The organism is Mycoplasma sp. 327, from assembly GCF_053851655.1.
Window position 1 is genome coordinate 1 of record NZ_JBSQBA010000009.1, and the last position, 15018, is coordinate 15018.

Annotated in this window: 11 protein-coding genes; all 11 read right to left on the reverse strand. The window is 28.8% G+C overall.

Features of this window, described 5'->3' with window-relative positions; genetic code table 4:
* Positions 1–297: 297 nt before the first annotated feature.
* The gene (gene secA / locus ACWXVS_RS02670; protein ID WP_444704793.1) at positions 298–2886 is read right to left on the reverse strand and encodes a preprotein translocase subunit SecA; all 2589 of its coding nucleotides are present in this window, start codon (positions 2884–2886) and stop codon (positions 298–300) included.
* Positions 2887–2981: 95 nt separating this feature from the next.
* A complete protein-coding gene (locus ACWXVS_RS02675) occupies positions 2982–3173 on the reverse strand; it encodes a hypothetical protein (RefSeq protein ID WP_438340334.1) in 192 nt (63 codons plus the stop codon).
* A gap of 3 nt (positions 3174–3176) precedes the next feature.
* Positions 3177–4211, reverse strand: a complete 1035-nt coding sequence (locus ACWXVS_RS02680; protein ID WP_455993653.1) for a carbohydrate ABC transporter permease — start codon at positions 4209–4211, stop codon at positions 3177–3179.
* Positions 4153–5163 carry a carbohydrate ABC transporter permease gene (locus ACWXVS_RS02685; protein WP_438340336.1) on the reverse strand — a complete coding sequence of 337 codons (1011 nt, stop codon included), beginning with the start codon at positions 5161–5163 and terminating at the stop codon, positions 4153–4155. The genes ACWXVS_RS02680 and ACWXVS_RS02685 overlap by 59 nt, the downstream gene beginning before the upstream one ends.
* Entirely contained in the window at positions 5163–7118 is a 1956-nt protein-coding gene (locus tag ACWXVS_RS02690; protein ID WP_444704795.1) for an ATP-binding cassette domain-containing protein, read from the reverse strand. Before ACWXVS_RS02690 ends, ACWXVS_RS02685 begins: the two co-directional genes overlap by 1 nt.
* Positions 7119–8087 (reverse strand): thermonuclease family protein, encoded by a 969-nt coding sequence (locus ACWXVS_RS02695; protein WP_455994917.1) that lies wholly within the window; start codon positions 8085–8087, stop codon positions 7119–7121.
* 53 nt (positions 8088–8140) lie between these two features.
* Positions 8141–10264, reverse strand: a complete 2124-nt coding sequence (locus ACWXVS_RS02700; protein ID WP_455994919.1) for a P68 family surface lipoprotein — start codon at positions 10262–10264, stop codon at positions 8141–8143.
* Between the two features lie 249 nt (positions 10265–10513).
* Positions 10514–11368: a DNA-binding protein WhiA gene (gene whiA / locus ACWXVS_RS02705; RefSeq protein ID WP_455994922.1), complete on the reverse strand. Its 855-nt coding sequence runs from the start codon at positions 11366–11368 to the stop codon at positions 10514–10516.
* 83 nt (positions 11369–11451) lie between these two features.
* Complete coding sequence (gene lysS, locus ACWXVS_RS02710) at positions 11452–12918, reverse strand: lysine--tRNA ligase (protein ID WP_438340341.1); 1467 nt, start codon at positions 12916–12918, stop codon at positions 11452–11454.
* Between the two features lie 29 nt (positions 12919–12947).
* Positions 12948–13271: a histidine triad protein HinT gene (hinT, locus tag ACWXVS_RS02715; RefSeq protein WP_438340342.1), complete on the reverse strand. Its 324-nt coding sequence runs from the start codon at positions 13269–13271 to the stop codon at positions 12948–12950.
* 13 nt (positions 13272–13284) lie between these two features.
* Positions 13285–15015, reverse strand: coding sequence for a HinT-interacting membrane complex lipoprotein P60 (locus tag ACWXVS_RS02720; protein WP_455994925.1), 1731 nt, complete (start codon positions 15013–15015; stop codon positions 13285–13287).
* Positions 15016–15018 lie beyond the last annotated feature (3 nt).

Consider the following 15018-nt stretch of genomic DNA (forward strand, 5'->3'; position numbering starts at 1 on the left):
CCTTATGTTTAATTGAGTTTATAAAGCATATTTTATAGTATTTTTTTTTTTTTTTTGTTTTGGCATAATTTCGCGATTAATGCTCTAATTATGACCAAAATTTAGACAAAACCAAGGCATTTATGAAGGCACTTTTTACTACTTAACATTATTCTAATTTACGTCCTTGATCTAATAAAAAACATATTTACTGCAAAAATATCACTAACATAAATTAGTTTTATTTAATTCGCTATTCAATCATTAAACTAAGAAATAAAAAAATGGCAAAACAGCCACTTTTTTGAACAAATTAATTTAATTTGTTCTTTTTGTTGTGGAATCAAAACCCTCTAATTTTAGTTTAAATTCACGCAAAACTTCATTCTTTTGATTATTAAGAATTTCAACTATTTCTTCTGGGGTTTTTCCTTCAGAAACTAGCCGTTTTCTTTCTGATTCAAGTAAAAAGTTAATAAATTCATTTGCAGCATTAATGCTTTCTTGAATATTGTTTGGATTAATATTATTTGCCAATCAAGGAAAATCAATTTGGCTATTTGAGGAAGGCAATGCCTCATAGTTATTCAATAAGTTAATACTACATTCCATTGCTATTCTATCAGTAAGTTCCTTAAATTTTTTTGAACCTAATTTAGTGTAAATTTGATATGGGTTTTTTTGAGCATACTGAACTAAATGAGTGCTACGACGCAATTTGTCCATAACATTAATATGGTCTTGCCATCCTGAATCAAAAACATTTAGGATAATATTTCTTTCTGATTTTACTAATGAAGTTAAACCATATTTTTCAATTATGTTTTGTCTTAAACGGTCATATTCTTTTTTTCAGATATTTGTTATATAATTTTTTAACTCTTCACGATCCATTTTTATAATTTCACCTGGTTCAAATTGATGCTGAGTTAATAGCATAAAATTACGATTTAGATATTCGGCAAAATTATCAAAATCCATTGTGTCATTTTTCTTAACAAAATAAGGATTATTAACAATTTGCTTAACAGCCACATTAAACATCTTGTATATAATTGAACCCAAATCGTCTCGTTCCAAAATTAAGTCGCGTTGTTCGTATATTAGGTCGCGTTGTTGTCTAATAACGTCGTCAAAATTTAAAACACTTTTACGACTATCATAGTTAAAACCTTCAATTTTCTTTTGCGCTTTTAAAAATGCTGAACGAATTAATTCACCAGGAATAGGATTTGAACCATATTCCTTAAATATTTCCTTTCATCTATCTTGAACAGAAAATCTCAAAATTAATTGGTCATCTAACGATAAAAAGAATTTAGTATAACCTATATCCCCTTGACGGCCAGAACGACCCTTAAGTTGATTATCAATACGACGTGATTCGGCTTTTTCTGTTCCTAGAACGTATAAACCGCCATGTTCAATAGCTTCTTTTGTTGGCTTAATATCCGTTCCACGTCCTGCCATATTAGTAGCAATAGTTACAGCACTTGCTTGGCCAGCCTTTGAAATAATTTCAGCTTCGCTAGCATCCTGTTTTGCGTTTAAAACAGTATGTGGTATGCCTTCTTGCAATAAATATTCATGCAGAACCTCAGAATCTTCAACTTGTGCTGTTCCAATTAAAATAGGTTGTTTACGCTGAAAGGCTCTTTTTACTTCTTTAACAACGGCCATTCATTTAGAATGCATATCAACATAAATTTCATCTTTTTCATCTTTTCTAATAACTGGTTTATTTGTTGGAACAACATTAACACGCATATTATAGATATCAATAAATTCCTTTTCTTCCGTTTTGGCAGTACCAGTCATACCGCTAATTTTTTTAAATAATCTAAAGAAATTTTGATATGTAATAGTAGCAAGTGTCTTTGTCTCTGATTCAATCTCAACTCTTTCCTTCGCTTGAATTGCTTGCTGCAAACCTTCGGAATAGGCGCGCCCTTCCATAATACGACCAGTAAACGAATCTACGAGTTCGATCTTATCATTTCTAACAATATATTCAACGTCAAGCTTCATAACTTTATGAGCTCTTAATGAATTTTGAATTCTATGAACAAGCTCCGAATTTTCAAGATCATATAGATTTCTTAAATTAAAATATTTATTTGCTTTTTCAATTCCTTCATCAGTAAGATAAACAGATTTTGTTTCTTCGTCAATAAAGTAATCATTTTGGTTCAATGTTCTTACAAATAAATCTGCAATAGTATACATTGTACTTTCTTCATGATCACCACCGGATATAATTAATGGTGTTTTAGCTTCATCAATTAGAATAGAATCAACCTCATCCAATAAAATATAATCAAGCCCTCTTTGAACTTTTTCTTCTTTTGACATAACCATATTATCTCTTAGATAGTCAAAACCTAATTCTGAATGAACCGAATAAACAACATCACATGCATAAGCTTCTCTTTTTAAATTAGTATGCATTTGTGCTTTATTAATACCAACACTTAAACCGAGAAATTTAAAAACTTGCCCCATTTCCTCAGCATCACGTTCTGCTAAATACTCATTAACTGTTGAAACAATAACACTATTGCCACCAATAGCATTTAAATAAACGGGGGCGATAGATGTAATAGTTTTTCCCTCACCTGTTTTCATTTCTGCAACAGAACCTAAGTCAAGAATAATACCACCTATCATTTGCACATCATAAGGTCTTTTGCCTAAAATTCTTTTTGTTGCTTCACGTGAAACAGCAAAAACTTCAGGTCTAATATCATCCTGACTCTCGCCTAACCTAATTCTTTCACGAAATTCAATTGTTTTATTTTTCAGTTCCTCATCGCTTAATTTGGCAATACTTTCTTCTAATTGATTAATTTTTTTTAATGTTTGCTCTGCAATACGCATTTCAGTTGATTTGAATTTAAAAAATTTCATAATTTAATATTTTATATTAAATTTAGCAAAAAATAGACAAATTAAAACAGACCTATTATAAAGATCTGTTTTAATTAGATTTTGTATATTCTATTTTAACTCAATAATCTTAATGTGTCTTGAGTGAATATATTAGTTACACCAACAATTAAACCATAGATTATGAATCCTAGTATAACTAAACCAGCAACAACAACTGTTAAAATTCCTACAAAACTCAAAACTCTTTTTCCAACTTTTTTTGTTTTTTGTTGATCATTTATAATACTGTAATTTTTATAATCCATAGTTTATCCTTTTGTTGCATTTCCTTGTCTAGAAATAGCAGCCATAATTCTCTTTCTTAAAACAAAGTACACAATCATCATAGGCAAAATAGCTAAAATTGTAGCAGCCATTCTTACCGATAAAATTATTTGTGCTTCGCCACCATCTACTTCAACTCTACCGGTTGTAAATAATCATAAGTTAATTGGTGCATAATAACCAGCAGTTTTACCAGGTGCTGCATCTCACAATAATGCAGGTCATGTATATGAATTCCATGAAGCAAGAGCGGTCAAAATAATAACTGTTCATGTTGTGGCTTTAACCATAGGTAAAGCTACATTAAAGAAGTACTTAATTCCACTTGCCCCGTCAAGCATTGATGATTCCTTAACTGAATTTGGAATAGCTTCAAAAGCGTTTTTATACATATATGCATTAAAAATTGATGTAGCAAATGGGACAACCATTGAAATAATAATTAATGGATTTTTAGTACCGATTCAACCGGCTTTAGAAACTAACGTATATTGTAAAGACAATAAAGTAATTTCAGGAATAACTAACAATGATAATAGCATTCCGAAAAATGCATTTTTTCCTCTTCAATTTCTAAGAGATAATGCATAACCAAGTGTAGTTGCAAAGAATAATCTGACAACAACAGATAAAGCTGTAAATCCAGCTGTGAATACTAGTGCTTGTAGATAACCTTCCTGTAGTGATTGTAGGAAATTACTAAAGTAAAAACTAGTTCCCAAATTGCCGCCAAACTCTTTACCATTTGACAAGAATTTTTCATAATCAAATGGTCATCAAGCAATCTTTGAACCTGGTTGGCCATAAAATCTTGGGTCAACAAGCGATTGCTCAATCATAAAGTAAAACGGAAGAACAACTAAGAAACTAAAGAATGTTAATATAGCAATTTTAAATGATCAAGAGAATATTTTGCCTCATACATTTGTTGTTGAATAAGGCTTGGACATTAATTCTTGTTTAGATTTTAAAGCTGATTTTTCTCTTTTGTATCTCAGCTTTAAGCTTGTTGATAACATTTCTTTCTCCCAATTTAGTTTTTAGTTTAAAAATTGATGATACTGATTTCTTCAATGTAAATGAAACTAAGGTACCTAGTATAAATAAGAACACTGAAGCAGCAGCGGTTCTTCCGAATTCTCCAGATTTTGTTGCTTGAAAAATGTAAAGCAATAACGTACTACCATTTTCTGTAATAGAAGCTGAGGCATCGTTATTATATAAGGCCAACGGAAAGACCTTAATACCATTAATAATTCCTATCGTAAATAAGAATGAAATTGTTTTTTGAATTGAAGGTAGGGTAATTTTAAAGAATTGAGACCCACTACTTGCGCCATCAATTGCTGACGATTTATATAAGTCAGGATTAACTGATAACATTGATGTGGTTAGAATTAACACTTGAAAGGCCAATCCTCCTCAAATCCCACGGATCAAGATCACTATAAAGGGATTTCATCTATTACCTGAACCATACAACAGTGGAAAGATAGCACCTTCACTTGTTTTACCAAAAATAGCTGAGAATGTTAGCGAAACAGCTACAGCACCAGTCATGTATGGTAAGAAGAAAACAGTTTGTCAAAAACTACGTGCATATCTTCTAATTACCGTTGTAATAGCAGAACTTATTAATATTGATATTGAAAGCCCTATTGGTAGAGCTACAACGGCATATAGCAATGAATTAACAACTGCTACATCAAATTTAGGATCATTAAAAACCCCTGCTTTTCCTTTTGTTTGATAATAATTTGCTATTGATCATCCGAATCCTCTAAATGATGTTGGGGCACGGAATGATACAATAATAACAAGAATAAATGGAATAATAATCATAAACGCCAAGGCAATTAAGGAAGGCAACATCAATAAAAATGGTTTTCAAAATGGTGTTTTAGTATTTAATATACTTAGAGCTTCCCCTGTCTTTTTGATACGATATTTTTTTCAAAAGTAAGTGTTCATTAAACTCTTTCCTTTGTATCAACATCAAACAAATGGTACAATTCTTTTCTTTTAATACTTAATCTAACGTTTTCACCAATTTCATATTTTGTTTTAGCCGAAAGGAAAACATTAGCAATCTTATCAATTGATTTTATATAAATTTGGGCTTGGATTTCTTTTCCTAGATATTCAACTAATTTAATATCACCAGTAATAATTCCGTTTTCGTCTTCAACCAACGATTCACCGCGAAATCCTAAGTCAATAGTTGCTTTTTTGTAATTTTCAGGGGCTTTAATTAATTTTTGTCCTTCGTAATATACATATCCATCTTTAATTGGTGTTTCAAAAATAGTCATTTCAGGAACACCAAGGAATTTAGCAACAAATTCATTTTTAGGCGTTAAATAAAGTTCCATTGGAGCGCCAATTTGTTGAACTTTGGCAGTAGACATGCAAATAATTTTGTCACTAATAGACATAGCTTCTTCTTGATCGTGGGTAACAAAGACTGTTGTAATTCCAAGTTCTTGTTGAATAGAACGTATCCATTTTCTTGTAGAAACACGTAGCTTAGCATCAAGGTTTGATAAAGGTTCATCCAATAGAAGAATCTTTGGTTTCTTAACAATAGCTCTAGCAATAGCAACACGTTGTTGTTGCCCACCTGATAACTGCGTTGGTCTCTTACGTAAATTTTTAGTAATTTCAACTCTTTGAGCAACATCTAAAACATCTCTAATAATTGCTTCTTCTATTGTTAAAACATCTTTGCCTAAAATTCTAATTTCTTTTTGTAAATCATCTGGCAATAAAGCAATTAATTCATTTAATGACTTCTTTAAATTTCTTGTTTTTATATTATTGCTTTCTAAAATTGGAATAATTAAAGAACGAATAGCTTCTTTGTATACTGTTTCCGTCTCAATCTTCGTATGTTTTAAACGTTCCTTAATTTGCTTAATTTGCATTCCGATAGGATCGGTCTTTTGAACAACAATTTTTTCTCTCAAAATTTGTTTTGCTTCGTTGACCTTTTGAGTATATTCAAGTCTACTTTCATTATATCTTTTAACATACTCATTTTTAAGATTCTTAATCTTTTCTTTAAGATGTTGTTTAATTTCTTTTCTTTTATTAGAAAATTCAACTATAATACTCTTTTGCTTTTCAAATAAATCACCACACCCTGACTTATCTCTAACCATCATAATTTCAATTTGTTCTTTAATTTCACTTATTTTTGCAGCGCGTTCAATTTCTAAGTCATTAAGTAACTTATTTGTTTCTTCCCTAACATCTTTAATATCTTTTAAAACTTTTTTAGTTAAATTAGATAAGATAGCTGTTTTTTTAGTAACAATGAAATTATAGTTATTTACTTCATTATCAATAATATTGTTATATTGTGTTTTTAACTCAGTTAAATAATTTCTTGTTTCGCGCGGATTATCAATAGTGTGGTATAGTTTTGTTCTTGTTTCAGAAATAAGTTCTTCAGAAACCCCATAGAACTTAAATATTAGTTCAAATATTTTTTGTTGAGCTAATTTTGATTTTTCAATAATTTCTTCTTTTCAGTGTTTATCATTCAATAGTGGAAATGCTATGTTATCATAAACAGTCATATGAGGGTATAAAGCGTAATTTTGGAACACTAACCCCAATTCTCTTTGTTGAGGTGAAAACTTTGTAACATCTACACCAGAGAAAAATAACTTTCCACTTGTAGGACGCAATAATCCAGAAATGGCATTCAGAGTAGTAGTTTTACCTGAACCTGAAGGGCCTAGTAATGTAACTAACTCTCCTTTTTCAATCGCAAAAGAAGCATTATCAACAGCTAGTGATTCACCAAAGTCAATGACTAAATCCTTGACTTCGATCGCAGGAACTAATTTTTTAGCCTGATAACGTTCTTGAGAAAAACCGTGAATATGGCTTTGCGTTATTTTTTTATTTTCCTTTTTCATTTATTTTACTTCTTTCTTTGATTGTTTAGTTCCTAAAAATTCAAAAATATTATTTTGTGGATTAACAAATTTTTGTTTATTTTTTTTCTCAATATTAAATGGATACATAAATTGATATGCATCATTAATCAAATCAGAGCCATGAGCTTGATATTCTTTTGACAAATCAACTGGCAATTTAAATTTAAGGTTAAGGTCTTGACCGCCGACAGAAATATTAACACCTTCTTTAGCATAAAATCCTTTATTGTTGAAATATCCGTCATTAAAAGCCCTTGCAGCATAAGGTAATAAATAAGACAATACTGCGCTCTTTTCGGTTTTTTCATAATCATTAACAAATGTTTTAAAATCTAAAGCATCAATTCTTGGTAATGTCCAACCATTAGCCAACATTTCAATACTAAAGTTTTTTTCAAATGAATCGCCAAAGAATACATACGCAACGTATCTACTATATGAATTATTAGACCAATTATCAGATACTAGTCTTACATTTTTACCTTGAAGAATACCCTCAACATAAGCACTATCAAGATTTGATAATTTTCTTTCACGCTCTGTTGTATCCTTAGTATTTTGCTCTAAAGTATCAATTAATGGAATTCTAATCTTAATTTTTTGTCCATTCTCAAAGGTTGTTTTTGAGGTCAGATTTTTTTTGATTGTAACTTCGATAGTATCACCATCAAATACTTGAGTTACTTGCCCCTCAACAGCCCCAAAGTTTTCTCATAATGATAAAGCGATTTTTTTAGTTGTTCCTTTTTCCACATCATCAATAATTTCAGTTTCAATAACATTATCTAATGTTTTTCCAACACTGTGATAATTGCTAGGTTCAAATAAAAAAGTAGCATTTAATTTTAAATTATCATAGTATTCTTTTGTTTTTTCATTTTGACAAGAAACGGACAATAGTGGAAAGGTAAAAATTGGTGCTAATAAAAATAATTTTATTTTTTTCATTTCTTCCCTTTTGTTAAAAAAACACAAAAATTTTGTATTTTTTTATTTTGATATTATGCAAATAATTTAAGAATTTCATTAATAAAATCTTCAAATTTAACTGGTTTTTTATTTAAAACCTTGTTAACAATAGCTCTACCAGCGGAACCAATTGATTCTCTTAGTTTATCAGAAGATGTTGAATAAACGTCTTCTGCCGGTTGATATTCATTGCTGTTTGTTTGGATTTTTTTGAAGTTTTCAAATGCAATTTTTGATGCTCTATTTAAACCTTTAATTCCATTTACATCTTGATTAATGTAATCTGCAGTTGGCGAAATATAGCTACCAAAGTAATTAAATGCATCAATTGGCTTAACATTTTTGTATTCAGTAGTTTTACCTTTATTTGTAAAACTTATTGATGCTATTTTTTCCTTAAACAATCATTGTACAAATAATTGGGTTGCCTTATCTTCTTTTTCATTAGCATGAATCAAAACAAGTGAAGGCCCTTGAATAAATACTGATTTTTTATCTTTAGAAGCATCTTTAACCAATGGAGTACTAATTCAATCAGCATCATCAAAATTCAATAATTTTTCAGCGGTAAATACTAATTGTGAAATTAAACTTTTATCAACTAATACATATGAACTTCCATCATTAACAAATGTTGTACCTAATGAAACTACTTTCTTTATTTCTTCAGCACTAAGTGCAATTTTTAGTGTACTTGATAAAACTAGGTTATTGTTTTCAACGCTTCCGGCTAATAAGCGATAATCCTTATTTTTATTAAATTCATCAACTAATTTTACCTCGACTTCTTTAGATGCTAATTGTTTATCATATTGGTCAACAGTAGTACCTTGTGATAAATTTTTTGCATAGATATTATTTATATGTCTTCCTGATTTGAATTTTAATACAACATCTTTACCATCTTTTTCGCCTTTATTTACAAGTTCATATAATTTTTCAACTTTATTTTTTTGATCCTTAATATAATTTATTGTTTCTGTATTACCACTTATATATGTATGTGAGTATCCGGCTGTTGAACCAATGCTTATTGCCATATTATGTTTAGTTAATAAGCTTGAACCATAAGCTCCACCACCGCCAATTCAAACTGCTCCAGATTTAATACCATCAAAAATAGTTTTTGTTATTTTTTTAAATAATTCATTTTGGAATGTGCCATTTTGTTTAAATGATTCATAATCATATCCCCCAGTAAGATCATGACCTGATGAAGGATTAATATATTGTTCACTTACATTACCCTTAGTGATAGCAACATTCATAACATTAACAACTGATGCTAATGAGTCAATGCCTAAAATAGGTTTATTTAAATCATTTGGATATAATTTTTTGGCAGCAATAGCAAAATTAATTAATTTATCATATTCTTGAAAAATTGAGTCATCAAGTGTTAAATTTAGTTCTAAGATACTTTTTTCAGCAGCTTCCATATCAGTAGCTTTGCTCTTTGCTCACTCAGTGTCTACGTATTTAGCATCACTCTTTGATGTCTTGTCATAATAATCAATGTATTCTTTAACTTTTTTGGTTGAAGTATCTTCGCCCATTTTAACACCAGCAGCTTTTAATTCTTTTAATAATTTACCCAAAAGAACCTTATTAACTGATTGCATTTCAGAAGATCTTGAAAATGGAACTACTCATTTTTCTTTTGATTCTAGATTACCACCAATTTCATCATTAACATGCTTAAATGCTTCGGCAATATTCAAATTTTCATAAACATCATTTGGTAAGGCCAAATTCATGTCCAACTTTGCCAATATAGATGCAGCAGTTGGGTAGTTAATCATTATATTTCAAAATTCTTTTGTTTCTTTTGCACTTAATTTAGTTTCTAAGGCATTTGTTGAATAACCATTTGGTGTAAAAACGATTTCAACAGGTAAATAACCTTTTTCAGTCTTTTTAGCTTGTTCTTCAGCTGAACCAGATTTTAATCATTTGTTAAATTCACTAACAATAGTTTTTAATCCAATACCTTGAACATTATTTTCAGAAAAACCAGTAGCAATTTTTAATTTGCCATCATAAACTTGGTCATATCTAGCACTAGAATGTGAAGGACCACATGATGCTAAAAACATAGGGACTGCAAAAAGTGATAAACCACTTAATGAGAATAAAATTTTATTACTTCTTTTCATTATTTATCCTTTCATTTTTTTACTTAAAAACAAAAAACAATAACGATCAGAAAACTAATCGTTATTGTTCAGTTGTGAAATGTGAGTTTTGATTTGTGTAATTCACAATATAAATTTTACTACTTTTTAAATTTTATTAATTTAATAAAAGCGACGGATTTTTATCAATTCATTCGATTTTAAACCCAAAAATAGCATTTAAATTGCTAAGAAACTTATGCAAATTAATTTTAAAATATATTATTTTTTCTAGGTTTTGGCTAGTTTAACATTTTTTGAACTATATTTCTTTACAAATGTTCTTAATTTTATTAACGAATGATTTAATGATGATCTTGACTTATAAATTTTTTTATTAGCCAATAGTTCCACCAGGTTAGATAGACTACTATCAAGATTATTTTTTTTAATTTTAAAAAAAGCTAATTCCTGCTTAGTAAAAAGAAATGTTAGGTTATTTTTTTGCACAAAATCATAGTTTTCTAAAAACTGGATATTAGCATTAGCAATTCGTTGTTGATTATATATATCAAAGTTTGTAATGCGATTTATATTATTAAAATAATCTCGTTCAATTTTATATTCTTCAAGTTGATAATATGAATTAACCGTTTCAATAGCTTTTAAAAAATCACAAATATGTTCAATTTTTTTTAAATAAATTAAAAATTTATTTTCTCTTTTTAATAATTTAAATTCAAGATTATATTTATTTAGTATAGTCAAACATTGTAGAGCATTATCAAAATTATAAAACTTCAATTCAAGATGATTTGAAGAACTCTCAAAATTCGAGACTGAGCCCGATGCTAAAAAGATGCCAGAAAAATATTCACGTTCATATTTTAATTTTCCGTTATAAAAATCTGCAATTTCAATAACAAATTCATTTTTTCTCTCTAAAAAATAAGGAATTGATTGTTCTACTAAAAGCTGCTTAATAAATTCAAATATTATTTTATTATTAATGATTAATTTAAAAGCATTTTCTTCTATTTTTGACGTAGCAAAAACACCACTTAACAAGTTTAATTTATCTTGTTTTTTTAATGGTCTATTTATAATTTCTTCTTTTATTGCTTGAGTAAACGTTTTATTTCCCATAAGTTTATTTTAGTTATATTATATTAACACATTTTTAAATAAATAAAATATGTCCTTTATTGTGGAACATATTTTATTTAAAATTATTTTATTTCTTTTAATTGTGGAAATAAGAGAATATCTCTAATTGAATCATTTTGAGTTAGAAGCATTACCAAACGGTCGATCCCAATTCCGCAGCCACCTGTTGGCGGAAGACCATATTCTAAAGCGTTAACAAAATCCCAATCAATTTCGTTTGCTTCTTCATTACCGTTTTCTCTTTCCTCAAGTTGGGACTCAAATCTTTCTAGCTGATCAATAGGATCTGAAAGCTCAGTAAACATATTAGCAAATTCTTTGGTTCCAATAAATAATTCTGCTCTTTGAGTAAAACGATCATCATCTAATTCTTTAAATGCTAAGGGGCTAATCTCAATGGGATGGCCATAAACAAATGTAGGTTGTATTAATGTTTCTTCGATATATTTCTCAAATAGTTCATTAATAACGTGACCTAACTTATAATATTTTTGCGTCTTGATTCCATGTTGTTTAGCTAATTCAAGGGCCTGAGCATCACTTAAATTACGGACATTAATTCCTATTTTTTGCGAAACGGCATCAACCATATTAATCTTTGCAAAAGGGTATTTAAATTCTATTTCATAGCCGTTAAATTTAACATTTTTAATATTTAACTTTGTGGTTAAGTGTTTAAATACGCCTTCCGTTCTTTCCATCATTCCTCACATATCTGAATATGCTTCATAAAATTCAATTGAGGTAAATTCAGGATTGTGTGTACTATCAACCCCTTCATTACGGAAAATACGTCCAATTTCATAAACTCTTTCCAGGCCACCAACAATACATTTTTTTAATGGCAATTCTGTGGCTATTCTTAAATAGAATTCACGGTTTAAAGCATTATAAAATGTTTTAAAAGGTCTAGCTGCAGCTCCACCCAATATTGGTTGCAATACAGGAGTGTCAACTTCGAGATAATCTAAATTATCAAAAAATTCACGTACACCTTTAATAATTTTGGTTCTTAAGATAAAAGTATTTTTTGATTCTTCATTAACTATTGTATCAACATAACGATGTCTACGTCTTTCTTCTGCATCAACTAAACCATGGTATTTATCAGGTAATGGCTTTAATGACTTTGTTAATAAAACAAGTTTTGAGGCCTTGATCATTAATGCTTCGGTATGGGTTTTGGAGATAAATCCCTCAACACTAATAATGTCACCTAGATCTAATTGTTTTAAAACTTCTTGAGAAAATTCATCTAATATTTTTTTATCAATATAAATTTGCATTTTACCATTGCGGTCCTGTAATACTAAAAAAGGACCACGTTGAGCGACAACCCTACCATTAAAAACAACAAATTTATTTTCAGCATCAATTGCTTCTCTTGTTTTGCTTTCATACAATTTCATTATTTCTTGCGATGAAATAGTTGGTCTAATAGTTGAATTAAATGCTCTAATATTTTTTTGCGCTAAGATTGAAATTTTGTTTCTTCTTATTTGTTCTTGTTCTGAATATTTTCTTTCCATAAATTTATATAATCTTTCAAAATAATATCCTAATCGTAATAAGGAATGATGTGAATATGTGTTCTAAAAATTGCTTGTCCAGCAGCTTCATTATTATTTATAACTAATTTGAAGCCAGAAGCATTAAGCTTATCTGTTTGTAATAAAGCTAATTTTCTAGCTTTTTTGACCAATTTAACCAAGTCTTCCTCTTCGATATCATATAAGTTTTGTGAAAACTCTTTTGGTACAACCAAGAAATGGCCTTTTTCTACTGGATCAATATCTAGAAAAGCAATAACATCAGCGTCCTCATAAATAATTGTTGCGGGTATTTCTCTATCAATAATTCTCTGGAATGTATCTTTTTCCATAATTTTCTTTTTTTTAAATTAATCCTTCCACTTTAAATAATTCTAAAACAATTGGGTTTAGCTCTGTTAACTTAAATCCTAGATTGTCTATTATATATTTATTAGCCTCTCTAAACAAAGTGTTTCCTTTTGAGACAACAATATAGTTAGCAATAATACTTTGTTGCGTTGCATCATTTCATGGGGTATTTTCAAAAGTAAAAATTTTCTTATCAACAATTTCATTTTTTAGATTTTTTACTTTTTTAGATAAATATAATGGTGCTAATTTAATTACATATGAAGCATCAATTTTTTTATCATTAATAACATCGATAAATGTTGGATACTTATCTAGGTTATAATCATTTGCATTAGTTTGGTCTATAAATTTCTTATCCTTATATTCTAATTCAGCACTAAAATCGTAATAATGTCTCGATCCAAGTTCCTTAATACTTAATCTCATTGGCGCTCTTAGAATTTGACCACTAAAAGTTATAGAGTCTTTTAATTCAAACATAAGGGTATATTTTTTGTCTTCTAAAGTTATTTCTTTAGTAAATACTTTTTCATTATCATTTTGTCTTGTAAGACCTTCAAATTCAATATCCTTAGCATTAAATACTTTTAAATTTTCTTCCTTATCTTGTTTAGATTTAAGCGATGCTGTGGCCTTAATTTTTGGCAACTTCTTTTCTTGAGCAAGAATTTTTGCTAATTTAAAATAGTCCTGGTCTAATACTTTTTTAGTTTTTGGATCTACAAAACCAAAAACAGGTGAAGTAAATTTTTTGGCTGTGTAAAATGAGTTTGATAAATCGCCTGTTGTTTCTGAATTAGCAACAATTCCGTTAAATGCTCTTAATGTTTTAAGTTCAAATCCTTCTGAAGCACCAGTTTTTAAAATATATTCGGGATATTTGGCAACCGGATTGTAATCATACTGTTGAGTTTTTTTAGGATTATATGATGCTAGATCGTTAAAATCGTTAAAGGTTGAAATATTTGCCTTACCAATTCTTAAATTCATATCTTTTGTATCAGTAAATGATCATCTTTGGATAAGGGGGTTTTCAAGAAGATACTTAATTAAATAAAGATTATTACTTGAAAAATCAAGGGCATCATAAATATCTTTTTTTAACAATGTAGTTGAATCTTTCTTTATTTCCTCTTCGAGACTTACTTGATATTTATCTAGGCCATTTTGATTAACGGATAGTTTTTTAAACTCATCTCTTGATTTTAATAGATAAATTTTAGAAACTAGCATTTTTTCTAACTCTAATCTAAGATTTTCCTGCAAGAATTTAGAATTCTTCATTAAAAATATAAATTCATCTTCGCTAGGAATATTTTCGGGGGCTGGATTATAGTCTTTAGTATCAATATTTAATCGAATAAAATCATGTTTTAGATTTCAAAACTTTTGAGCATCAGTATTTAGTGAAACAGAGGCATAATATTTAAATAAGTCATATAAATCTTTATGAAGCTGATTATTTTTATTTTCAATTGCATAAGCAATTTTGTCTTTTTGATTAATATTTTTTAAATCATTAACATAAAATTTTTCAAGATATGTATCAACAACTGATAAAATCATTTGATTCTTTGATGTTTGCTGTTTTAAAAAACCTGATTGATAACCCGGGGTTTCAGCATTATTTTGTGATTTATTATTTGCACATGATACTAGTAATGGAACACCAGAAAATATTAGAGGTGATAAACTAAGCAATACTTTTGAAAGTTTTTTCATTTT